The organism is Dyadobacter bucti (assembly GCF_005869225.1).
Taxonomy (GTDB): domain Bacteria; phylum Bacteroidota; class Bacteroidia; order Cytophagales; family Spirosomataceae; genus Dyadobacter; species Dyadobacter bucti.
On record NZ_SWFP01000005.1, the window covers coordinates 339,710 to 362,675 of the forward strand.

19 protein-coding genes are annotated in these 22,966 nt (G+C 43.8%); 9 read left to right on the plus strand and 10 right to left on the minus strand.

Annotated elements, in window-relative coordinates; all coding sequences use genetic code 11:
- The first annotated feature begins 179 nt into the window (after positions 1 to 179).
- The 5 genes from FBF61_RS18215 to FBF61_RS18235 all read left to right on the plus strand — a co-directional run bounded on the left by FBF61_RS18215 (position 180) and on the right by FBF61_RS18235 (position 7,448).
- Positions 180 to 2,408, plus strand: coding sequence for a T9SS type A sorting domain-containing protein (locus FBF61_RS18215; protein WP_229215115.1), 2,229 nt, complete (start codon positions 180 to 182; stop codon positions 2,406 to 2,408).
- Between the two features lie 114 nt (positions 2,409 to 2,522).
- The gene (locus FBF61_RS18220) at positions 2,523 to 3,905 is read left to right on the plus strand and encodes a UDP-N-acetylmuramate--L-alanine ligase (RefSeq protein ID WP_138479850.1); all 1,383 of its coding nucleotides are present in this window, start codon (positions 2,523 to 2,525) and stop codon (positions 3,903 to 3,905) included.
- 42 nt (positions 3,906 to 3,947) lie between these two features.
- Positions 3,948 to 4,559, plus strand: coding sequence for an LOG family protein (locus FBF61_RS18225; protein WP_138479852.1), 612 nt, complete (start codon positions 3,948 to 3,950; stop codon positions 4,557 to 4,559).
- A 46-nt stretch (positions 4,560 to 4,605) separates the two neighbouring features.
- Positions 4,606 to 6,183, plus strand: a complete 1,578-nt coding sequence (locus FBF61_RS18230) for an OmpA family protein (RefSeq protein WP_138479855.1) — start codon at positions 4,606 to 4,608, stop codon at positions 6,181 to 6,183.
- A gap of 41 nt (positions 6,184 to 6,224) precedes the next feature.
- Positions 6,225 to 7,448, plus strand: a complete 1,224-nt coding sequence (locus FBF61_RS18235; RefSeq protein WP_138479857.1) for a TCR/Tet family MFS transporter — start codon at positions 6,225 to 6,227, stop codon at positions 7,446 to 7,448.
- On the opposite strand, the gene FBF61_RS18240 is transcribed toward FBF61_RS18235, so the two are convergent.
- The 3 genes from FBF61_RS18240 to FBF61_RS18250 form a co-directional block, all read right to left on the minus strand.
- Positions 7,442 to 8,053, minus strand: coding sequence for a cytochrome c oxidase subunit 3 (locus FBF61_RS18240; protein WP_138479859.1), 612 nt, complete (start codon positions 8,051 to 8,053; stop codon positions 7,442 to 7,444). The two genes, FBF61_RS18235 and FBF61_RS18240, sit on opposite strands and share 7 nt — an antisense overlap.
- A 113-nt stretch (positions 8,054 to 8,166) precedes the next feature.
- Entirely contained in the window at positions 8,167 to 8,976 is an 810-nt protein-coding gene (gene ispE / locus FBF61_RS18245; RefSeq protein WP_138479861.1) for a 4-(cytidine 5'-diphospho)-2-C-methyl-D-erythritol kinase, read from the minus strand.
- Between the two features lie 75 nt (positions 8,977 to 9,051).
- A complete protein-coding gene (locus FBF61_RS18250) occupies positions 9,052 to 10,512 on the minus strand; it encodes a M28 family peptidase (RefSeq protein ID WP_138479863.1) in 1,461 nt (486 codons plus the stop codon).
- Between the two features lie 318 nt (positions 10,513 to 10,830).
- On the opposite strand from FBF61_RS18250, the gene FBF61_RS18255 reads away from it, so the two are divergent.
- Positions 10,831 to 12,315, plus strand: coding sequence for a xylulokinase (locus FBF61_RS18255; RefSeq protein WP_138479865.1), 1,485 nt, complete (start codon positions 10,831 to 10,833; stop codon positions 12,313 to 12,315).
- Positions 12,316 to 12,336: 21 nt separating this feature from the next.
- Here FBF61_RS18255 and FBF61_RS18260 read toward each other — a convergent pair whose 3' ends face one another.
- Together FBF61_RS18260 and FBF61_RS18265 are read right to left on the minus strand one after the other, a co-directional pair.
- Positions 12,337 to 12,594, minus strand: a complete 258-nt coding sequence (locus tag FBF61_RS18260; protein WP_138479867.1) for a hypothetical protein — start codon at positions 12,592 to 12,594, stop codon at positions 12,337 to 12,339.
- Between the two features lie 488 nt (positions 12,595 to 13,082).
- Entirely contained in the window at positions 13,083 to 13,418 is a 336-nt protein-coding gene (locus FBF61_RS18265; protein WP_138479869.1) for a single-stranded DNA-binding protein, read from the minus strand.
- A 243-nt stretch (positions 13,419 to 13,661) separates the two neighbouring features.
- On the opposite strand from FBF61_RS18265, the gene FBF61_RS18270 reads away from it, so the two are divergent.
- Both FBF61_RS18270 and FBF61_RS18275 read left to right on the plus strand, forming a co-directional pair.
- Positions 13,662 to 14,018, plus strand: coding sequence for a DNA gyrase inhibitor YacG (locus FBF61_RS18270; RefSeq protein WP_138479871.1), 357 nt, complete (start codon positions 13,662 to 13,664; stop codon positions 14,016 to 14,018).
- 45 nt (positions 14,019 to 14,063) lie between these two features.
- On the plus strand, positions 14,064 to 14,939 hold the full coding sequence (locus FBF61_RS18275) for an aldo/keto reductase (protein WP_138479874.1): 876 nt from the start codon (positions 14,064 to 14,066) through the stop codon (positions 14,937 to 14,939).
- A 22-nt stretch (positions 14,940 to 14,961) separates the two neighbouring features.
- Here the strand turns inward: FBF61_RS18275 and FBF61_RS18280 are convergent, their stop codons facing one another.
- Positions 14,962 to 15,759, minus strand: a complete 798-nt coding sequence (locus FBF61_RS18280) for an SAM hydrolase/SAM-dependent halogenase family protein (RefSeq protein WP_229215116.1) — start codon at positions 15,757 to 15,759, stop codon at positions 14,962 to 14,964.
- 297 nt (positions 15,760 to 16,056) lie between these two features.
- Here FBF61_RS18280 and FBF61_RS18285 point away from each other — a divergent pair, with 297 nt between their 5' ends.
- Positions 16,057 to 16,776: a DUF3784 domain-containing protein gene (locus FBF61_RS18285; protein WP_138479878.1), complete on the plus strand. Its 720-nt coding sequence runs from the start codon at positions 16,057 to 16,059 to the stop codon at positions 16,774 to 16,776.
- 23 nt (positions 16,777 to 16,799) lie between these two features.
- On the opposite strand, the gene FBF61_RS18290 is transcribed toward FBF61_RS18285, so the two are convergent.
- The 4 genes from FBF61_RS18290 to rseP all read right to left on the minus strand — a co-directional run bounded on the left by FBF61_RS18290 (position 16,800) and on the right by rseP (position 22,920).
- Positions 16,800 to 18,278, minus strand: a complete 1,479-nt coding sequence (locus FBF61_RS18290; RefSeq protein WP_138479880.1) for a tagaturonate reductase — start codon at positions 18,276 to 18,278, stop codon at positions 16,800 to 16,802.
- Between the two features lie 124 nt (positions 18,279 to 18,402).
- The gene (gene lon, locus FBF61_RS18295; RefSeq protein WP_138479883.1) at positions 18,403 to 20,919 is read right to left on the minus strand and encodes an endopeptidase La; all 2,517 of its coding nucleotides are present in this window, start codon (positions 20,917 to 20,919) and stop codon (positions 18,403 to 18,405) included.
- 134 nt (positions 20,920 to 21,053) lie between these two features.
- Complete coding sequence (locus tag FBF61_RS18300; RefSeq protein ID WP_229215117.1) at positions 21,054 to 21,602, minus strand: DUF6702 family protein; 549 nt, start codon at positions 21,600 to 21,602, stop codon at positions 21,054 to 21,056.
- Between the two features lies 1 nt (position 21,603).
- A complete protein-coding gene (rseP, locus tag FBF61_RS18305) occupies positions 21,604 to 22,920 on the minus strand; it encodes an RIP metalloprotease RseP (RefSeq protein ID WP_138479885.1) in 1,317 nt (438 codons plus the stop codon).
- Positions 22,921 to 22,966 lie beyond the last annotated feature (46 nt).

A 22,966-nucleotide genomic window follows, 5' to 3' on the forward strand; every position in this document is an offset into this window, starting at 1 on the left:
TTCCTGTCCGGGAATGCCTGGAAAATGCATCTCGGAGGAAAATTATGTTCAAATCGATATTATGCTACATATTAATAGGCATTTATTTCTATAATTTTGTAGTATGTTTATTAAAACATAGTTGCCCACTGAAAATTACTTTTATGTACTTCAAAAATTCTTTACACAACTATTGTCGTTTGATTGTAAATTTTAAGACTAGTTTATTATTTCTTTTAGCTCTTACATCCTCATTCCGACTCTTTGGGCAGAGAGAAATTATCCTCAATACCACTGGATACGGTTTTGATAAAAACGCAACCAACGGTATTAATCCCGATCAATGGACGTATATCCAGAAATTTGCTACGTTGAAATCCGACGGCAAGGATGCCAGCGTCACGGCTGTCCGTCTTCATATTCAGTGGGAGAACTATGAACCGACGCTGAACAATTATCAGGGATCGAAGATTGCCCTTGCCGTGAAGGCCATTCTGGACTTGAATCCAAATATGAAGGTGGCACTTCATTTTCCCTATATGAGGTCCGGCTATTGGAATGACAGTTATTTCGAAACAACTGATCTTTCACAGACTTCACAAGGAACTTTGATAAGAAATGCAGTTTCCCATGCATGCCCTTCCGTTTATTCAGATTATGCTGTCGGAAGGTTTCAGGCTTTTGTGGCGGATGTACTTTTGCATATCCAGCCTTATTATTCCAAAATCCTTTACGTTGCGATGGGTAATACACCTTCCGAAGAATTTTATGTTCCCGGACAGACAAGCAATGATATCTGGTATGCCGGTCTCTATGAAGCCAAGGCGGCAGCGTCCTGGCGCACTTCATTTCTGCCCCGGCGCTTCCCGAACCAATCCAATGTCACATGGGGGAGAAATACTTATACCATGAGCAGTGCGCCACAGCCTACCGATGGAAATTACAATTCCGAAATGGGGCGGGATTTACACCGTTTTGCTGGGTGGGGCTTATTGAACTTATATAAGGCCTTTTATGAAACTGTAAAAAGCAAAAGCCCTTCGATAAAGGTTTTACATTTTATATCGGATTTCGGCTCTGTCCAGGGTAACAACTGGCATTTGCACAATAGTACAATCCCGCTCGCACTCGAACTTTCCGATGGGATTTACAGCAGCGATGGCACTGATCAGTATGACCTTTGGAAAAAAATTATGGCGATCGATTGTATTAAAGGAACCAGTCCCGGTAAAATCGCAGCAGTTGAATTTGATCCTCAGGATCTTGGACAACCCAGAGGCCAGACAGGGGTAAACGGCAATACAGCAACAGAGTGGTTTCAGAGGGCTTTCAAGCACGGTGCTGATTATGTGCATATTGCGATGCACTTTTATGATAACGAAATGGCACAGATCGCAGGTGCAATCGCGTCTACAAAAGCGCAGTTCCTGAAACCGGATTATCAGCCTCCCGTCAGGTCTGAGCCGACGACCGTCAATATCTATCCTGCCGTATTTACCAGCTCGTTCCTGTTTCAGGAATGGCTCCAGAAAAGCGGGGCGAATTTTGCTGTTACAGATGCGAAGCCTGTTTCCATCAAAATGACAGATGCCGGTTACTGGAATAATATATGGGATACGGCCAATTATCTGCCATGTACTTTCTCGATAACAGCAAGTAATTCACAGCCCAAACCTGTTGTCGGTACACCGGTCACGCTGAGCATCAATTGTACCGGACCTGAATGCGACGGCGCAAGTTACCAATGGACTGGTATGGGTGTGACCAATGATCAGACGGGCAGCTCCATCACTATCAGTGCTCCCACAACGACGGGAGATTTTACTTATTCGGTTACTTCGTCGCGAAGCGGATGTTCTCCCAAAACAGCCTCGACGGCACTGTCTGTAACGCTCCCTTTGCCTGTAAAACTGATCGAATTTACTGCTGTGCGGGAAAATCAGACGACATTGTTAAGCTGGTCCACCTCGGAGGAGGTCAACAGCGAGCGCTTTGACATAGAGCACAGTACTACCGGTCGAAACTGGAGTAAAATCGGTACGGTGGCTGCCAATGGGGAAACTTCACAAATGATCAGATATTCGTTTACCGATATCAATCCTTCGCCGGGGCAGAATTTGTACCGGCTGAAAATGATCGATCTGGACCGAACTTTTGCATACAGCAAGATTGTAAACGTGAACTTTGATGACAAGCTGCGGTTAACAACGTATCCAAACCCGGTTACGCAGGTTATTAATATTTCTACTGATAACTGGGAACATGTGAAGGCAATACAAATCCTGAATAATTCGGGCAATGTAGTTTACAAATCGGATAATCCTGAACCTGAAATCAATGTCGGACATCTTTCTGCCGGCGCCTATATCATCGGGCTGACCCGCTCCAACGGTGATCAGGAAACTGCCAAATTCGTAAAGAAAGAATAATGATCCAGACAGCTGTTATCCAGTAATGCTGTTATTTGAAAAAGCCCGTCAGGTGCAATTTGCCCTAAGATCAATTCTTGCTAACTTTCGGCCGGAATCAGTTAAATAGTATCAATGAGTCAAATTTCATCTTTGCGCAAAATACATTTTATATCGATAGGCGGCAGTGTAATGCATAATCTGGCTATTGAGCTGCATCTGAAAGGCTTTGCAGTTACAGGGTCTGACGATGAAATTTATGAGCCGTCTGCAAGCCGCCTTGCAAAATATGACCTCCTTCCGGCCATTACCGGATGGTTTCCGGAAAAAATAACTTCCGACCTTGATGCAGTCATTCTTGGAATGCATGCAAGGCAGGACAACCCGGAACTTGCACGGGCGAGAGAGTTAGGGATTAAGGTTTATTCCTATCCGGAATATATTTTTGAACAGAGCGAAAATAAGCAGCGTGTCGTTATTGCCGGAAGTCATGGCAAAACGACCATTACCTCCATGATCCTGCACGTTTTGAAATATAACAAACGTGTCTTCAATTATCTGGTCGGTGCGCAGGTGGAGGGTTTCGATAATATGGTGAAACTTTCGGAAAGTGCCCCGTTGATCGTTATTGAAGGAGATGAATATTTCACATCCCCACTGGATCCTACACCGAAATTTATGCATTACCAGCCGCATATCGCATTGATTAGCGGTATCTCCTGGGATCATTTCAACGTTTTTCCGACCTGGGAATCTTATGTAAAGCAATTCGAACTGCTGGCCGATTCGCTGCCGAAAGCGGGTGCGATCATTTTTGACGAAACGGACGATATGCTCGATGTCATCGGACAGAAAGAGCGGGCCGATGTGGTGAACAAACCCTATAATGCGCATCCCAGTAAAATTATCCATGAGAAAACTGTCCTGATTACCGCAGAACATGGAGAGGTTCCGGTTCTTGTATTCGGTGCGCATAATATGAAGAACATCAGCGGCGCGTACGCGGTTTGTGAAAGGCTTGGGGTAACTGATGAGGAGTTTTATGCGGCTATCCAAACTTTTAAGGGAGCTTCGAAAAGGCTCGAATTACTCGGCAGTAACGCAACCGTGAATGTTTACCGCGATTTTGCACATGCTCCGTCAAAAGTAGAGGCCACAACGGCGGCATTGAAAGGCCAGTTTCCGGACCGTACACTGGTGGCTTGCGCGGAACTGCATACATTCAGCAGTCTTAACAAAGTCTTTTTGAAACAATACCGCAGAAAACTCAACGCGGCTGATGTTGCAGTGGTGTATTTTAACCCGCAAACTGTTGAACATAAGAGACTTGAACCCATTTCGGAACAGGATATACGTACAGCTTTCAAACGCGATGACTTAAAGGTTTTTACCGATTCAGCTGAATTGGTCACTTTTCTGAAAAGCCTGAAATGGCAGGAAGCTAATTTGCTGATGATGAGCTCAGGTACCTTCGGAAATATCGATCTGGGTGAATTGGTTGACGTGATTCTCGGTTAAAATTATTGTCAGCCGGAGACCAAATTTTAAATATTTTTCTCAATGCAATCAATCGTAGTTTATTGCGGCTCGAATTTCGGGAAAAACAAGATCTATGCTGAGGCAGCCTATGCGCTTGGTGCAGAGCTTGCACGCAGAGGTATAAGGCTCATTTACGGCGGAGGGAACATGGGGCTGATGGGCAGGGTTGCTGACGGCGCAATGGAGAATAATGGTTCGGCCACAGGGATTATTCCCAATTTCCTTGCCAAACTGGAAGTGGCGCACAAGACATTGACGGAGCTTCATTTTGTGGATACCATGCATGAGCGGAAGGCGAGAATGGTATCACTTTCGGACGGGGTTATTTCGCTTCCGGGCGGATACGGCACTATGGACGAGTTATTTGAAATTCTTACCTGGTCGCAGCTCCGGATTTTTGAAGGGCCGGTTGGTCTGCTTAATGTCAATGGATTTTATGATTTACTGCTGCTTCAACTGGATAAAATGGTTGAGGAGGGTTTTTTACATATCGATAAAAGGAAGCTTCTGGTCGTGAGCGACAACGTAGCGGAACTGCTGGATGAAATGGAAAAGTTCAGTCAAAAGGAAGGGGAAAATAAGCCGCTTGATAAGTCGTTATATGTGGATAACAGTAGCGAGGAAGCAATCTGAACTGTTTTTTAAACCTTCCAATTCAAACATACATTTCTGAAAAACGATGCGTCTTTCACTTATTTTATTGATCTGTTCCTTTGCTTTGCGAGCCAATGCCCAATTGGAAAATCTTGGAAAAACAATCAATACGGAGTACAACGAAATAAGCCCCATCATATCTCCCGACGGGAAAACCATCTATTTTTCCAGAGTAAGCCACCCGCAAAATACACATGGTGATAAAGGCAGTCAGGATATCTGGTTTTCAGAATTAAAAAATGAAAAATGGACGCAGGCGAGACGTATGCCACCGCCTATTAATAAGGAAGATTACAACAGTCTCTACAGTATCACGCCCGATGGTAACACCTTGCTGATCAAAGGAGCGTATAAAAACGGTGTTTACGAGACCCGGGGCTTTTCTACCAGTAAAAAAACCGCAAGAGGCTGGGGTGCTCCGAATAAAATTGATATACCGGGATACACGAAAATCAGTAAAGGCCAATTCGACTGCGGGTATCTTTCTACGGATGGGAAAGTACTTGTGATGTCTTTCAGTGAAAAAAAGAACAGTAAAGTCGATGATTTGTATGTCATTTTTAAACAAAAGAATGGCACGTGGTCAAAACCCCTGAACCTCGGGCCGGAAATCAATACACAGGAATTTACTGAAACCACACCATTTCTCGCCCCTGACGGCGTAACCCTTTACTTTTCAAGCGACCGTTCCGGCGGGCAGGGAAGCAATGATATCTATTACAGTAAACGGATTGATAAAACCTGGAAAAGATGGAGTAAGCCGGTTAATCTGGGTGCGGCGATCAATTCAGACGGTTATGATGCGTATTATACTATTTCTGCCCTGGGTGACTATGCGTACATGGTTTCATTTAAGGATACTGAGGGAAAGGGAGACATCGTTCGTTTTAATCTTCAGCCCAAACCGGTACCTGGAGACACTGCCGAGGCGCCCATTGCCAATATTCCCACCGCCGATCCTGTTGTGATGATCAGTGGAAAGGTAATTGATTCAAAAACGGGTAAGCCAGTAGAGGCAACAATTGTTTATGAAAATCTGGCAGACGGCGAAGAGGTAGGAACAGCCACCACCAATCCCGTTACAGGAGAGTATAAAATCGTTCTTCCCTACGGACATAAATATAGCTGGCGGGCCGTTGCGCCTGATTTTATAGCCGAAGGTGAAAATATAGACCTGACTGATTCTACCACTAACGGAACAGGTAAAGCATTCAAGGAGATTACCAATAAATCCCTGAAATTGATTCCCATCGAAGAAGGCCAGATTATACGTTTGAACAATATTTTCTTCGCGACGGGAAAATCTACGCTGAATAGCGAGTCGTTTCCGGAGTTGAACCGCATTGCTATTTCAATGACTGAGAACAAAACACTGGCTATCGAACTGGGCGGGCATACGGACAATACCGGTAGTGCGGAATTCAACGTAAAACTGTCTCAGGATCGCGCTGATTCCGTTCGTGAGTACCTGATCGGAAAAGGAATTGAGCCTGACCGTGTAGCGAGCAAAGGTTATGGAGAGACCAAGCCAGTTGCTAAAAATGATACACCGGAAGGCCAGCAGCAGAACCGCCGGGTAGAATTCAAGATTTTGAAGAAATAGCAAATTAGGCTTACCTTAGCTGCTCTCTCTTTCATTGCGCAATGACTGCAAAACGATCTCCTGCCCTTGGTTTTATCTTTGTCACTTTGTTAATTGATGTGATCGGACTTGGTATCATTATTCCGGTAATGCCAAAACTGATCAGTGAATTAACAGGTGACAGCATCAGTGCTGCTTCAAAAGACGGAGGCTGGCTGTTGTTTGCCTATGCTTCCATGCAATTTATTTGTGCCCCCGTCATCGGCGGACTGAGTGATCAGTTTGGCCGGCGTCCTGTTCTGCTGGCTTCTCTGTTCGGCTTTGGGATCGATTACATTTTTCTAGCGCTCGCTCCAACGTTGGGTTGGCTTTATGTCGGGCGGATTATCGCCGGTATCCTGGGCGCCAGTTTCACGACGGGCGCTGCTTACATTGCCGATATCAGTACACCGGAAAAACGGGCGCAAAATTTTGGACTACTGGGTGCTGCATTTGGCCTTGGCTTTATTATCGGGCCTGTGTTAGGAGGTTTATTGGGGCAATATGGCTCGAGAGTTCCCTTCATGGCAGCGGCGGCATTTTCCCTGTTGAATACATTGTATGGTTACTTTATTTTACCAGAATCTTTAAAGCCCGAAAACCGAAGAAAATTTGAGTGGTCGCGTGCTAACCCAATCGGCGCGCTTCAGAATGTGAAACGTTATCCGGTAATTTATGGGTTGATATTTTCCCTGGGCCTTATTTATATTGCGCTGCATGCAGTACAGAGCAACTGGTCATTTTATGTAATAGAAAAGTTTGGCTGGAATGAAGCGCAAATTGGCTATTCGCTGGGGGCGGTGGGAGTTTTGAGTGCTATTGTCCAGGGCTATCTGATCCGTCTGATCATTCCCAAATTGGGTCAGAAACGGGGAGTTTACATCGGGTTGCTTTTGTATGCGGTCGGGTTTGTACTTTATGCTTTCGCTACTGAAGGATGGATGATTTACGTGTTTATGATACCGTATATTTTGGGAAGTATCGCAGGCCCGTCGTTGCAAGGGATCATCTCAACCCAGGTTGCACCTAATGAGCAGGGGGAAATTCAGGGGGCACTTACCAGTCTTCAAAGCCTCACTTCAATTATTGGTCCGCCGCTGATGACCAATTTGTTCGCAGTATTTACCGAGCCATCGGCGAAGATCTATTTGCCTGGTGCGCCAATGTTAATGGCCGCTGTCTTGACATTAGTCAGTACCATTCTGGCAAGAAGGAGCCTGAAAAGAGATTTTTCGAAAGGTCAATAAAAAACAATAAGGAAGAGAAAGACGGCCAGCCACAGTACGCCGGTGAAGTGCCAGTATCTGGTGAAAAGTTTGATACGCAGCCGGTTCGGCGGGTTGACACTGTAAATAAATGAATCTATATAAGTTCTGTTTCTGACAGCTTTGCGGAAAAGATAAACCAAATAGACAACACCCGCAAAGATATGGACAAGATGAAGCCCTGTGAGGAGATATATAAATCCGGCAGAAGCACTGGAAGAATTAAAAATTCCACTATTGACCATTTCTATCCAACCGCTGGCCTGAAGTAAAATAAAAATTCCCCCTAAAACCAGTGTGGCACTTAAAAAAACACGATAGTGGAGAAAGCGCTCGTTGACGAACGCCAGATTAGCCTCGTGCAATGTGATGCTGCTGAACAGAATAACCAGTGTGCTTAGCCAAAACATGTCGGGAATAGCAACGAGATGACCTGTTTCCTTTTGCATCCGGACAAGAAATATAATGAAGATCGAAGCGAAAAGAAGGGAGCTTCCCGCAACACCAAGCCATAACATAAAACCCAGAGGTTCACGCCTTTTGGTAAACAGGTTTTCCTTTAATTTCGTTATGGGCTTCGCACTCATTTTCCTTTTTCCGTGTTCTGATTATCAGCTTATTAAAGCAATAAGCTTTTAAAGCAACAAGTGAATATAACGACAATTCTGCACCTTCTGACATTTGTTTAGGATAAATATATTTACCCTAACAACCCTTGCCACACTTTATAATTTTTAAAGTAAGTATTTAGATTTTTCTGCTTATCAAAGATGCCATAAACCGTCGATCCCGATCCACTCATTGACGCATATTCAGCTCCGTCAGCATATAATCGCTGCTTGATTTCCTTTAAAAGAGGATATTTCGGGAAGAGTGTTGCTTCAAAGTCATTTTTTATCCGCGTAGCCCAGTCAGCGACAGGTCCCTTTAAGTCGTCGCGTAAATTGGTCTTTGCAGCTGCCGGTTTAATGCCTGCATAGGCTTCGATGGTAGAAATATGTATTCCTGGATTTACCAGTACAATCCATTTCCCGGCGAGTTTTAAATCAATATCCTCAAAACGATCCCCTTTTTGAAAACAATACGCAGGTTTATTCAGGATGAAAAAAGCACAATCGCTACCCAATCTACGTGCGTAATCCAGTTGTTTTTCAAAAGAAATATTAAGTTTGAAAAAGTCATTCAAGGCTCTAATAGCAAATGCAGCATCGGAAGATCCGCCTCCAAGTCCAGCACCTATTGGAATTGCTTTTAATAAATGCATTTTTACGGGATGTAATTCATAGTCGCCAGCCAAGGTTTCGTATGCCTTTTTACAGAGATTGTCCGCATTATCACCCGGAATGGAAATTCCGTTGGTTTCAAACGAAAAAGCCTCTGATTTTGTAATTTCCAGTGCATCGGACCATCCTATGGGATAGAAGCAGGATTCTATATTATGAAAACCATCGGGGCGTTTTTCAACTATATTAAGGCCAATGTTGATCTTTGCGTTGGGAAATACAAGCATTTGCGAGCGAAATTTTGAGACAAATATCCGCAATAATTACCGAATGCATTCAGCTCAAATTTGAAATTCTGTCTTCTACTCCCAGCGCCACTCCTGACCGATGACTAACTCGTCTTTCAATCCCTGTGAAATCAAAAAATCCCTTGTTTTCGTATCCGAAAGCTTTTTCGCCGCTAGGTTTTCTGTATTAGCCAGTGCATATAAATACATGGCGGCAATTCGTACCGTATTTTCAAGTTGTTCTTTGTTTACAAGGCTAAAATCATCACAGTCGGCATGATAGCATTGTAATACTGCTGGATCAAGATGACCCGACAGACCTGCTATGGGGACACCTTCGAGCATAAATGGCTGGTGATCACTATGAAGACCAGCGCGGTTCGCCGCCTCGTTTTTATAGTTCTGATCCACATTATGAATCGCGCTTCCGACCGAACTGAAGAAATTATTCATCTCGTTCCATCCGAAAGCATTGATACCGGACGGATCATTGGTCATATCCAGATTCATCATGTAGCTGACCTTGTCAATGGCTCCGGTCCTTTTTAATTCGCTTACAAAAAATTTAGAGCCCAGCAATCCTTGTTCTTCGCCCATGAAGAGGACAAACTGGATGGTTCGCTCCGGTTTTACTTTCAATGCTTTGAAAGCACGCGCGATGTCCATTACCGCAAATGACCCGATACCGTTGTCAATAGCACCTGTAGACAGATCCCACGAATCAAGGTGACCACCGATGATTACTTTTTCATCAGATTTACCTTTTAAAGTGGCAACCACGTTTCTTGCTTTGATCGACTTTGATATGTTGTGCATCTCAATATGTGCCTCAAGTGGTCCTTCTTCGATCAGCCACTTCCGCAATTCGATCCCGCTATCATTAGATATGCATACCGCAGGTATAGAGATAATCGCTCCGGTAACTGACGCAGTTCCTGTAAGCAGTATTTTTCCGGGGGCACCGTTAACCATAATAATGCCACTGGCTCCATATTTGATGGCCAGGGCAGTTTTTTCAGACCGGTGCAGGTTTTTTTTACCCGTCACACCACTCAATCCGATATTGGCCAAAGCAATCTTGCCTTTAATCTTTTCTTTTACCGCTTCGAAATCTTCTTCCAATCCATTGCCTACGTCGACAATTTGTCCTTGAAGATTAGCATCTACGGGAGAATGTGCGAGAGAAACTACGGGTATATCGCGGAAATTATCGCTGCTACTCGGCGCTATGGCCAGCGTAACTGTGTCACGCATCCAGGCCTCTACCTCAAAAGGTTGGTAGGAAACATCAGAAAATCCATAACTTTTCAGGAGGTTAAAAGCATATTCTTCTGCTTTTTCTCCATTTGCGCTTCCTGTAAGACGATGTCCTATGGATTTCGTAGCGTCACCAAGTGTCTGGTAAACCTTACTATTTTTCCTCACTTCACTGTCTAAGCGGGAAAAAGACTTCTCCCATTTTTTGTCACTTGGACTGAACCCAGCGAATAACAAAACAAATCCACCGAACAAAATCACTTGTACATTTTTTTTCATAATAACCTGCAGAGGAAGCTCTTTTTCCTAGAATTGATGAACTGGATATTAACATCTAATATCCGGGGTTCTTTTATTGTAACAAATATTAGCGTACAAATAGATTCATATAACCCGAATATCTTTATCAAAATAGTGAATTTTTTTCTGCTTAACCCACGTTTTTTACTTTTTGGCCTAGCTTAGACTTTTCTTGGAGATTATAAGTGTAAATAATACACTTATAATTTATATTTTTAAAATTATTTGAACATTTTTGTATTTTCCGACGCTTATCTTTGACTAATTGCAGCTTTAAACAATAACAAATTTAACATTATGTATTTCCTCGGATTCGATTTGGGCAGTTCATCAGTCAAAGCCTGTTTAATTCATGCGGATACCGGCTCGGTTGCAGCCTCTGCATTTTACCCCGAACGGGAAATGACGATTGCTGCGCCAAAACCTGGGTTTGCAGAGCAACAGCCAGCTCTTTGGTGGGAAAATGCCTGTTTGGCGTCGAGAGCTGTAATGAGCAAAGCAGGTATATCTGCAGAAGATGTTGGCGCAATTGGAATTTCATATCAAATGCATGGCCTGGTTGTTGTTGATAAGGATTTGAATGTATTGCGACCATCCATCATCTGGTGCGATAGCCGGGCCGTCGAGGTTGGAAATAAGGCAATGGAGGCACTGGGCGAAGAATATGTTTTGCCGCATTTGCTGAATTCGCCTGGAAATTTTACTGCATCCAAATTAGGATGGGTAAAAGAGAATGAACCTGATGTTTACGCAAAAGTGGACAAATTTATGCTTCCGGGCGATTACCTGGCGGCGCGCATGACAGGGGAAGTTGTGACTACTCCTTCCGGTCTTTCCGAAGGCATTTTCTGGGATTTTGTCAATGAACGTCCGGCAGATTTTTTGTTCAGCCATTTTGGTTTTGACCCAGGCATAATGGCAACAGTGCTTCCGACATTTGCGGAACAGGGCAAAGTGTCTGCTTCTGCGGCCGTTGAGTTGGGTCTCCGGGCAGGGATACCGGTCACTTATCGAGCAGGTGATCAACCTAATAATGCTTTCTCATTGAATGTTCTGGAACCTGGCGAAGTTGCTGCAACTGCCGGTACTTCTGGTGTTGTATATGGTGTCAGTGACCAGATTAAATTTGATCCCAAGTCCCGGGTTAACACTTTTTTACATGTTAATCCTCTTTCTGCGGCTGCACGTTACGGTGTTTTGCTGTGTGTGAATGGTACGGGTAGTCTGAATGGTTGGTTACGAAATTCGTTGTTCCAGGGAAAAGTATCTTACCCGGAAATGAACGATTTTGCTGCGCAGGCCCCGGTAGGCTCCGACGGACTTATTTGTCTTCCTTTTGGCAACGGAGCTGAACGTATGTTGGAAAACCAGGATCCGGGAAACACTTTCAAGGGTCTTCAGTTCAGCAGGCATGGTTTAAGTCACTGGACAAGGGCCGCGCAGGAGGGGATCGTTTTTGCATTATACTACGGAATGGAAATCATGGAAACGGTTGGTGTTTCGTTAAAAAATATCCGGGCAGGCGAGGCAAATATGTTTCTGAGCCCTGTTTTTCGTGAAACATTTGCCAATGTGTCTGGTGCAACCGTTGAGCTTTACAATACAGATGGTGCGCAAGGTGCAGCACGCGCAGCAGGCTTTGGCTTAGGTTACTACAAAAACCGTGACGAGGCATTTGTAGGGCTTTCTGCATTAAGGACTGTTGAGCCGGATAATTCTCTCAAAGAAGCAACCAGGGAGGCTTACCAGAACTGGAAACAGGCCCTGGAAAAGACCTTATGATTTAAGTCTTTTGGTTTTCAGTTATTGATCCTGAAAAGTCTTCCTGGTCTGATAATGTTTGTCCTCAATCAATTTAAGATTGTTCAGACCAGGAACGACAATAACACAATCGAGGGGAATAACCTCCCGTCTAACCCAGTTCACTACCCGCGCTGCACTTTTGCTATATTTTTTTGAATAATCCGCAATTGTTATCCACTCAGAAAGCGGATATTCCTTCCCGACAATAATCAATTTGTTGTCTGAGAGCTCTTTTATCTTCTTCTGCAGACGGTCCATATCTGACGAAATTTCAGAGAACAGTTTTTGCCAAATTTCTTTCACTTCCTGCCTAGTATTGTCATCAAGGTTTCCAACCAAAAAGAGAAATCTGCCCGGATGATTTCCTTTTCTGGATCGGTAGCACCTGCCAGTTTATGGTAATAGTCTTTTGCAACTTCCAGATTTTCACTAATCACAGCGTTCGTATCGAATAATCTAGTTTTTCGAAAACCTATATCTTTTTAACGATGATTAGACTTTCTTTCAGCCCCTTAAGCTTTTCCAAAAGCTCTGTATACTGAGCAATTTTCATTTCTTTTGGTGTGTCAATTAAAATGTCTTCTGGCCGATGTATCTCCCGCTCGATTTCCTGAATCAGGATTCGCTTCCGATTTAATTTCATAAGCTGACCCTAGGATAATTCTAGCATTAGTTTTTGAATTAAACAAACATGTGTTTACTAACTAAACACATGTTTGTTTAAAAATAAATACCTGTTGAAAGCGCTACGCATGACTTCCATTCGTTCTGCTGACCTCCTCAATTTTGAATGCGACGATTTCTACGACCTTGACAGTCTGATCTTCTTTATTCTGGTATTGACGATAGTTGAGCTTGCCTTCGACAGAAACCATTTTCCCCTTTTCCAGCAACACTTCGCACCGTTGCGCCAGCTGTCCCCAGGCAACAATGGAGTGCCACGCGGTACTTTTTACTTCTTCATTTTTCTTGTTGGTGTAAGTTTCGTTTGTAGCCAGTGAAAAAGTGGCCATGATCCCTCCCTCAAATTCTTTCACGCTAATTTCTTTGCCTACGTTTCCAATCAATTTAACTGAGTTCATCTTTGTAACTGTTTAGTTGTGAATGAATATTTTTGTTTTGAATGGCGGCTGCTAACCGACATTGCAAAGGTGTACGAATCGAAAAGAATGACTCGGTTTTTAAATGATTATAGTCGGGTAGAAGCGTTTGCAAATGGATAAATGTTTTTTCGGGAGCTACTAATGAAATTTATTATATTGCGCCAGAAGTATATATACACACTGATTTGAGCCCGGAGACGGGTTCTGTAAACCAGCCTGAGAATGAAGGATTGCCTGGAATGCGGGAAACCACTGATGGGGCGAGTGGATAAAAAGTTCTGCTCGGATATGTGCCGGAACAGCTACAATAACCGGCTAAATTCAGATTCTTATAACGTTGTAAGAAACATGAATAATCAACTCCGGAAAAACCGGAGAATCCTGGAAGAATTATGTCCGGAAGACAAATCAAAAACCACGAAAAGTAATCTGATTTTAAAAGGATTTGACTTTAATCTGATCACCAGCATCCGGCCTACACTGAAAGGAAGCATTTATCATTTTGTATATGATTACGGTTACCTGCAGCTGGAAAACGATTTATACCTGATCGTGAAAGACAAGCGATTAGAAAAATAGACTAAAAATTAGGGTATTTTTGCCCCGAATTCAAACAACCACCTGATGAAAAAAGTAAGTCTTAGTGACTCTGGACCGAAAGTGTCGGAAGCTATTTATGGTTTCTGGAGATGGACAGATGAAGGCGCGCAAACAACCTCTCAAATTGAGAAAACAGTCAACCTATGTCTGGAGCTCGGCATAAATACGTTTGATCATGCCGACGTTTATGGTGATTTTAAGATTGAAGAGCATTTTGGCAAAATCATAAAAAATAAATCGTTTGAAAGGGAAGACATTGTATTGTTCAGTAAATGCGGCATCAGAAAGTCAGCGGATGGCTACCTTAAATACTTTGATACTTCAAGAGAACACATTATCAATAGTATTAATGGCTCGCTAAAAAGGTTGAGGACAGATTATCTGGATATTTTCCTGCTACATCAAAGTGACTTCCTCTCAGACCCCGAAGAAACGGCGGGCGCGCTCGCTGAAATTGTCACATCAGGGAAAGCAAAGCATATTGGTGTTGCCAATTTTACCGTTTTCCAGCATCAGCTGCTGGCCTCATATCTGCGTATCCCGATTGTGACTAACCACATTGAGCTTAACCTCATGAATACGAGCGCCATTGAGGATGGACGTATCGATTTTATCAAACAGAGTTTCAGCAAACCTCTTGCCTGGGCTCCGCTGGCCGGGGGGAAAATCCTGAATGGAACGGATGAAAAAATAGTAAGGCTGAGGGCAAAACTGGAAGAAGTCGGAAAGAAATATGACGCTAATATCGAGCAGACTGCCGTGGCGTGGTTGATGAAATTAGGTACGCTGCCCATTATCGGATCTCTTTCTGAGAGCAGGATCAGGAATGCTGCAAGTGCTTCAGATATTAAACTGAGTCGCGAGGACTGGTATGAGATTTATCAGGTAACCGGGAAATGAAAGTTTTTTGGCAGGAAATCAGTTATTTAGATAACACAATACTCCACTGATTGCCGCTGTAAACACTATATTTCTCCGAGAAATTGCCCATATTGATACCCAGGGAAAAGTGTAGGAGGCTGTTGAAATAACCCACGTTTTCACCCTCCTGCACTTCACCGAATGTGTTCACGTAGCGAACAGTTCCTTCATATATTTTTTCGTTGTTCCTGAGGATCCTGACTTTTAGATTGTCGCCAATATTGACATTCAATTGGTTGAAAATCTTTTTGTCAATATTAGTCCATACATTTCCATATTGGATATCCAGAATGGGGATAGCTCCTGTTACTTCATTTTTATCAAAAGATGCTTTCTGGTAAGGGATGGTTACCACCTGATTTGGCAATTTGGGGCCTACCTCCGCCAATGTTATTACTTTTGCTGCAAGGCGTGCGGCCGTAAACGCATATACATCGCGTCCGTGGAAGGTATACGATTCGCCAGAATTTTTACGACGGTTCTCAGCCTCATTAATTTCCCGTACTTCCTGAATACCCAATTGTTCCGCTATCAATGTAAGCGTTCCATTATCAGGTGTGACAAAATAATGCCCTGACTTGCTAAGCAAAACTACCGATTTGCGATCGGTTCCAACTCCCGGATCAACCACTGAAACAAAAACGGTACCAATCGGCCAGTATGGTGCAGTCTGAACCAAACGGTAAGATGCTTCCCAGATATCGTAAGCAGGAATTTCGTGGGTTACATCATATAGTTTTAATTGGGGCGAAACGCCCGAAGCCACACCTTTCATAGCTGATACCGCGCCATCCTTCAAACCGAAATCTGATTGAAATACAAGAATGTTATTTTGGCCTGAGCAATGGAATGAAACAAGAAGCAGAAGAGAAAATAATTGCCTTCTGAATAAAAGTGAGGCAATTAGATCAGTAGATAAATGAAGAAATATTCTCATAAAATTGACAGATTTTTGGCGACTGTTATTCCCAAAGTTAAAAAGGAGATGTTCCCGTTTGGTCATTGGCACCGAACTAATTTAATAGATTTATCCTTCGGTTGATTTTGTAAACTAATGGTCGCTTACTCTACTATATTCAATTTTTAAGCTAACCCTATGCTGATTGTTGCCATTATATTATCGCTGATTTTTGGATCGCTTGGCTTTGTTGTTACTATCAATAATGCGAAGTATCTGCTTTCGGGCTACAATACGATGTCAGAGGCGGACCGGGCAAAAATGGATATTGCCGGCTATCTGAGGTTTTTTAAGCGGTTTCATATTTTTCTCTCAGTCACGCTTTTAGCGGGCGTTTTGCTTCTTTACCTTTTTAACCACAACTGGGCCAGCAGCTACATGGTATTGTATCCTCTGCTCGCGTATGCTTATCTGCTTGCAAAAGGGAATACATTTTACAGGGGAACAAGTGGTCAGAAGTCGGGGACTTACATCGGTATCGCAATTTTGCTTGTTGTGATCATTGCAGTGGGTTCGGGTATGTTTACCAGCCTTAAGAACAGTGAAATTGTTGTCACGGAAAGCCAGCTTGAAATACGGGGCGCTTATGGTATCAAAATTCCGAAAGCTGATCTGACAAATGTGTCTGTTGTGAAACAATTGCCCGCTATCTCAATAAAAACCAACGGTTTCGCAGCGGGGGACTATGCTAAGGGAAGTTTCCGTACGACAGAGGGGAGAAAGGTGAAACTTTTTGTGAATAAAGAGGCGCCCCCGTTTTTATTACTGAATACCCGAGAAGATGAGATTTATTACAGCTCAGACGAGGTCTCTTCAAACGATCTTTATAAAAAAATAAAAAAATGGCAGAAAGAATAACCTTCCTGCCTTGACTTAATAGTTTATTTTACAATGAGTTGCTCGGTCATGTGCTCCTTTACGGTGTCTGCGAAGCCTGGTAACAAGGTCAGATCAGCATCCCAAAGCGAAACATCACTCAATACTTCCTGCGCCAGATCAAGAGGGGACGATGCATTCTTCCATTTTTCGTCAAAGTAGGCTGCCGAGTCGCAACGGATCGGATACATTTCTCCGTTCCGATCACCGAAAAAGCTGTTTTCCCGATGTAAAACCGGTTTCATAAATAACAGAAAGGCCGCAAAGCCTTTTGCAAAAAGCACCGGTACGGTATCTGAGTTTTTATAATGATTTAGCAAAGTTGGGATGTTGCGCATCTTCATCTTAGCGGTGTACTGAACTGTAATATCAATCAACTGGTGACGGATAAAAGGGTTTCGGAAGCGGTCCAGGACCTGGTTCCCAAATTCTTGTGCGCGTGATTCATCAACTGCATAGGGGATAGCATGAGCCAGTTCTTTCAACATGACATCTGCAATGAATGCCGCGGTCTCTGCATTTTCCATGCTTTCGCGGACAGTGTTAAGCCCTTGCAGAAAACACAGACCTGAGGCAAGCGTATGCGTACCGTTTAGCAAACGAAGCTTCAATTCACGGAAAAGATCTATGTTTGGCTCTATGATAACTCCGTTGTCGGCTTCTGCAAATGTTAAAACAGAACGTACATGCGAATCCCCTTCAATTGCCCATAGCCGGTACACCTCCGAAACGATCATCAGATCATCTTTGAAGCCCTGTCTTGCAGATATTTCAGCAATGGTGTCAGCGTCCGGTTTGCCCGGAACGATCCGGTCTACCAGCGAACTGCAGAAATGGTTATTTTCTTCAAGCCATTTTAGAAACGCATCTTCCGGAGCGTGACGACGGGCCTGTTCCAACACAATGGCGCGGAGTTTGGGGCCATTTCCAACAATAAGCTCGGTAGGTACGATAACCATTCCTGATTCCGGAGAACCACCGAATGTTTTGAAACGCTCGTATAAATAGGCGGTTAGCTTGCCTGGAAACGACGCAGGGGGAGATGCAAAGATATCGTCGTCTGTAAGCTGAATTCCCACCTCGGTTGTATTGGAAATAACAATTCTGATTTCAGGATCATGGGCGCATTTCAGGATTTCTGCCCAGTGTGTGTTTGCTGAAAGTGTGCGGCTGATGGCCGTGTTGATGACGGTCTCGTCGATTTGTCTGCCATTTTCAATACCTCGGATACTGTGAGAGAAGATATTTTTTTGTTCTGCAAAAGCGTCAGTTCCGCCGTTGCCGGTTGATTTCACTACAACAATCCTTCCATTGAACTGCCCTTGCTGGTTCGCTTTGTTCACAAAATAATCGGGTAGCCCGCGCAGCAGCACACCTGTCCCAAACTGAATGATTTTTTCCGGCAGGGCAAGAAGTGTGTTGTGATTTGGTAAAATTCCGGGTTGTTGGTCTAGTAGGTCGGGTGAAAGGCGCTGTGATGACATTTCGATAATAATTGTATGTTCAGGAATACTGACGGTATTTTAAAACAAAAACCCTTAACAAAAAAGACGCAATTAAGCGCCTCTGTTGTAAAGGGTTTTTAAAATGCCTTCTATATAAATTAAACTATGCGGTCAGTGTAGCATAGCCGCTCTCGGCTTTTTCTCTCTTTTCTTCCGGGAAAATAAATGTGGTGGCGTTCTTAACCTTTTCGGGAAGAAGGGCGATTTCCAACACTTCATCAATTTGATCTACATAATGGAAAGCAAGATCCTTGATGTAATTGGCCGGTACTTCCTCCACATCCTTACGGTTTTTGACACAAAGTATAATCTCTTTTACACCCGCGCGCCGCGCAGCAAGTATCTTTTCCTTTACACCGCCAACAGGCAATACTTTACCTCTTAAAGTGATTTCCCCGGTCATCGCGATAAACGGTTTCACACGTCTTTGGGTAAATATCGAAGCCATGGAAGTAACCATTGTGACACCGGCAGACGGGCCGTCTTTCGGAACAGCGCCGGCAGGAACATGGACATGCAGGTCATAATGATTGAATATCCTGTAATCAATTCCCATGCGGTCGGCGTTGGCTTTCAGATAAGACAATGCTGCCACCGCAGATTCTTTCATTACATCACCTAATTGGCCCGACAGGGTGAGGTTTCCTTTTCCCCGGCTGAGGCTGGTTTCAATAAAAAGAATTTCACCGCCCACCGAAGTCCATGCGAGTCCGGTAACCACGCCTGCAAAGTCATTGTCCTGATAAAGGTCCTTATCAAAAATCTCAGCACCCAGATATTTTTCAACCTGATCCGACTTGATGGTTTTCGGATAGTCAACCTCCATAGCCACAGACTTGGCTATTTTACGGATGACCGTGCCAATTTTTTGTTCAAGATTTCTCACACCCGACTCCCGAGTGTAACCTTCAATGATACGCACAAGTGCAGCATCATCAACTTTTATATCGGTTGATTTTAATCCGTGGTCTTTTCGCTGCTTGGGAACGAGGTAGCGTTTGGCAATCTGAAGTTTTTCTTCAATGGTATATCCCGTCATTTCGATGATCTCCATCCGGTCGCGCAATGCAGGGTGGATTGTGTCCAGTGCATTAGCTGTGGCTACAAACAAAACTTTGGAAAGATCATACTCTACTTCAAGGTAATTGTCTGTAAAAGAAGAGTTTTGTTCGGGGTCGAGCACTTCCAGAAGTGCCGAAGAAGGATCCCCGCGGTAGTCGGAGCTCACCTTATCAATTTCATCCAGAATAAAAACCGGATTTGCTGAACCGGCTTTTTTAATGTTCTGGATGATTTTTCCAGGCATTGCACCGATGTACGTTTTCCTGTGTCCACGGATTTCTGCTTCATCATGCACGCCACCCAGCGCCATTCTGATGTATTCCCGGTTTAAGGCCTTTGATATCGATTTTCCAAGAGATGTTTTACCAACTCCGGGAGGGCCGTACAGGCAAAGAATAGGTGCTTTGAGATTGCCTTTCAGTTTCAGAACTGCCAGATATTCAATAATCCTTTCCTTCACTTTTTCAAGGCCAAAGTGATCAGCATCAAGCACTTTCTGCGCTCTAACCAAATCAAAGTTGTCCTTGGTATACTGGCCCCAGGGCAGATCAACCAGCGTTTCCAGGTAATTCATGGTTACCGGATATTCCGGAGCCATAGGATTGATACGCTGCAGCTTGTTAATTTCCTTATCAAAATGATTGCGAACCGTATCAGACCATTTTTTCTGACTGGCTTTCAAACGGATATCGTCCAGGTCTCGTTCAGGGCTGTCCATTCCGAGCTCGTCATGTAAAACTTTGATCTGCTGACGAAGGAAATAATCGCGTTGCTGCTGGTCAATATCCGAGCTTGCCTTGGTCTGGATTTCCCGTTTCAGTTCAAGCATTTCAATTTCCCGCATCATGTACTGAAGCAAAAGCGTAGCCTGCTTATGGCCATTTCTTTCTTCCAGTAATTTTTGCTTGTCAGCCACTTCCACATTGATATTGGAAGACAGAAAATGGATCAGGAAAATCGGGCTTTCAATGTTGTCCAGCGCGATTCTTGCCTCCTGAGGAATCTCCGGATTCAGCCGCATGATCTTATGCGCGCCGTCCCGCAATGATTGCAGAAGGGCTTTTGATTCTTTTTTGTTCGGTCCCACAAATGAATCCTCAATAGCCCGCACTTCGGCAGTCAGATAAGGTTCTTCATTTACAATATTCTTAATTTCGAAACGCTGCCTTCCCTGAACGATAATAGTCACATTTCCATCAGGAAGCGTGATCATTTTCAGGATCTGTGCCACTGTTCCGATATTGTATAAATCCTCTGCGGTAGGATCTTCCTTATTAGGAATAGCCTGAGTGACCGCTCCCAGAATACGCTGATTAATGTCCGAATTACGATATATCTTCTTCACCAGCCTGATGGCCTTCTGTCTGACTACGGTTACGGGGATTACCATTCCTGGGAAAAGCACTGTTTGCCTGATCGGCAATATCGCAAGTTCATTAGGGAGTTCAAGAGGCTCATCGGAGCCGTCGGGGCCACCAAGAGGGACAATTTCAAGGCTATCCATATCCGAATCGGACATGAGAAGCCGACTATACAAGTCAGAAGGTTCGAATTTCATAGGCATTCTGTCAATATGACAGATAATCTTTTCCCAATATATAAATAATGACTCTCAAAAGAAAGGGAATATAATAACAAAATAGCCATGCCACAAGCGACCGTGTCAGGCATTTCACTTTAAAACATCATATTTTAGAGGAAATGTACAGCCTGGCCTTTTTTAAATAGGAAAGTCCGTTTTTCTGCTGCGTATTTGACGTTTGTCATATTGACCTGATCCTCAAAAACGTCCATCAGCGTGCTATTCTGTAATATACAACCACTCAAAGTACCTTGAAAAGGGATTTCAAGATAGACCCATGTAGCATCCTCTTCCTGTTCCTTACCGATGTATTTCCAGGCAACCGTTTTTTTCTGACTGTCTGTGAAGGCAAAGGATTTTTGGATGTATTGCTGCACAAACTTGTCGTTCTGATCGTCGTTTTTAATGGTAAACCGTTTGTTCCCATTGTTTTCGGACAATGCCCGTTCAAGGTCGTCAGTGAAAATTCGGAGACTTACTTCGAAGGATTTAAGTGCCGGATTGAATTGCATCTGCGTTACACTGACGTGGTATTCGTGCTTCGGTTTGAAGGAAAGGAAGGGCAGGGATAAAAGGAGGAAGGAGGAAAGGAGGATGGAAAAAGAATTTTTTCCCCCTCGTCCCTTTCCTCCTCTTCGTCCCTTTTCTCCCTTCCCCATTTTAAAAAACAGCCTTCCAGACATCATTGAAAATCGCAAAAGCCATCAATCCAAGTAAAAGGACCATTCCAACCTTCTGGGCATTTTCAAGAAATTTATCTGAAGGTTTACGCCCTGAAACGATTTCATAGGATAAAATCACCGCATGGCCGCCGTCCAGGGCAGGAATAGGCAATGCATTCATAAAAGCGAGCACCATGGAGAGCAGACCTGTCAATTGCCAGAATCGCGCCCAGTCCCAGATCCCGCCAAACATCCGGGCGATCCCGATCGGGCCGCTCAGTGCTTTGGAAGCAGAAACTTCGCCGCGGAAAATTTTACCAAAACCTTTGATATTGTTGTAAACTACGCCAAAAGCGTCCTGCGTACCGATAGCAATTGCCTGGCCCAAAGTGTAGTCGACGGTTGTGTAGTTCAAAAGGCTTTCAGACATGATACCGATGGTGCCTTCGTCGGTAATTGACATCGGAATTGTCTTTTGCTCATTGCCGCGCTGTACTACCAGTGTGGCACTTTTGCCTTTTAACTTTTGCAGTTCAGCTTGCATTTCATGGAAAAACCGGATCGGTGTACCGTTTATGGAAACGACTTTATCGCCCGTTTTCAAACCCGATTTCTCGGCCGGCAACCCCGGTACCAACTCCCCGATTCTGAATGGTTCAAGTGGCCGGATGAAGTTTCCCTTTTCTTCCGGATCGGAAAGTTTCTCTATGAAGTTATTCGGTATGTCAATCTCAATTTCCTTTCCGTCGCGGTTGACGGTATATGAGCTGTTACTGCCAAGAAAAACCTCCGAACTCACTACATCACTGAAATTGGCAAAAGGCTTTCCATTGACTTTTACAATTTTATCGCCCGTTTTAAGCCCAATCTCCTGGGCAAGTTCTCCTGCAACGATCCCGTATTTGTTCACTTCCGCGCTCGAAAGAAACCTGTCACCCTCATTATACGCGATCACTATGAATATAAAAATACCGACAACCACGTTGACAATAATCCCACCGAGCATTACTATCAGCCTCTGCCAGGCAGGTTTCGAACGGAATTCCCATGGCTGAGGTTCCTTGCTCATAGCATCCGTATCCATGGATTCATCAATCATTCCCGATATTTTGACGAATCCTCCCAAAGGAATCGCACCGATCCCGTATTCCGTCTCGCCTTTCTGAAAACTGAATATTTTTGGAGGGAAACCTATAAAGTACTTTTCCACCCGCATCCCAAACATTTTTGCGGCAGCCATATGCCCCCACTCATGCAATCCTACCAAAATTGACAAGCCCAGAATGAGCTGTCCTGCCATTATTAATACTTCCATTCAGGTTCCGGTAATCGTTACTTGTTATTATTAAAAATCAAAATTT

What these genes read in the sequence shown, in the direction of transcription:
- FBF61_RS18230 (WP_138479855.1), top strand. Translation starts at nt 4,606, where the DNA reads ATGCGTCTTTCACTTATTTTATTGATCTGTTCCTTTGCTTTGCGAGCC.
- FBF61_RS18240 (WP_138479859.1), bottom strand. Translation starts at nt 8,053, where the DNA reads ATGAGTGCGAAGCCCATAACGAAATTAAAGGAAAACCTGTTTACCAAA.
- FBF61_RS18225 (WP_138479852.1), top strand. Translation starts at nt 3,948, where the DNA reads ATGCAATCAATCGTAGTTTATTGCGGCTCGAATTTCGGGAAAAACAAG.
- FBF61_RS18290 (WP_138479880.1), bottom strand. Translation starts at nt 18,278, where the DNA reads ATGTCATCACAGCGCCTTTCACCCGACCTACTAGACCAACAACCCGGA.
- ispE (WP_138479861.1), bottom strand. Translation starts at nt 8,976, where the DNA reads ATGCTTGTATTTCCCAACGCAAAGATCAACATTGGCCTTAATATAGTT.
- lon (WP_138479883.1), bottom strand. Translation starts at nt 20,919, where the DNA reads ATGAAATTCGAACCTTCTGACTTGTATAGTCGGCTTCTCATGTCCGAT.
- FBF61_RS18255 (WP_138479865.1), top strand. Translation starts at nt 10,831, where the DNA reads ATGTATTTCCTCGGATTCGATTTGGGCAGTTCATCAGTCAAAGCCTGT.
- FBF61_RS18285 (WP_138479878.1), top strand. Translation starts at nt 16,057, where the DNA reads ATGCTGATTGTTGCCATTATATTATCGCTGATTTTTGGATCGCTTGGC.
- FBF61_RS18270 (WP_138479871.1), top strand. Translation starts at nt 13,662, where the DNA reads ATGAAGGATTGCCTGGAATGCGGGAAACCACTGATGGGGCGAGTGGAT.
- FBF61_RS18275 (WP_138479874.1), top strand. Translation starts at nt 14,064, where the DNA reads ATGAAAAAAGTAAGTCTTAGTGACTCTGGACCGAAAGTGTCGGAAGCT.
- FBF61_RS18265 (WP_138479869.1), bottom strand. Translation starts at nt 13,418, where the DNA reads ATGAACTCAGTTAAATTGATTGGAAACGTAGGCAAAGAAATTAGCGTG.
- FBF61_RS18220 (WP_138479850.1), top strand. Translation starts at nt 2,523, where the DNA reads ATGAGTCAAATTTCATCTTTGCGCAAAATACATTTTATATCGATAGGC.
- FBF61_RS18300 (WP_229215117.1), bottom strand. Translation starts at nt 21,602, where the DNA reads ATGGGGAAGGGAGAAAAGGGACGAAGAGGAGGAAAGGGACGAGGGGGA.
- FBF61_RS18260 (WP_138479867.1), bottom strand. Translation starts at nt 12,594, where the DNA reads ATGGACCGTCTGCAGAAGAAGATAAAAGAGCTCTCAGACAACAAATTG.
- FBF61_RS18235 (WP_138479857.1), top strand. Translation starts at nt 6,225, where the DNA reads ATGACTGCAAAACGATCTCCTGCCCTTGGTTTTATCTTTGTCACTTTG.
- FBF61_RS18250 (WP_138479863.1), bottom strand. Translation starts at nt 10,512, where the DNA reads ATGAAAAAAAATGTACAAGTGATTTTGTTCGGTGGATTTGTTTTGTTA.
- rseP (WP_138479885.1), bottom strand. Translation starts at nt 22,920, where the DNA reads ATGGAAGTATTAATAATGGCAGGACAGCTCATTCTGGGCTTGTCAATT.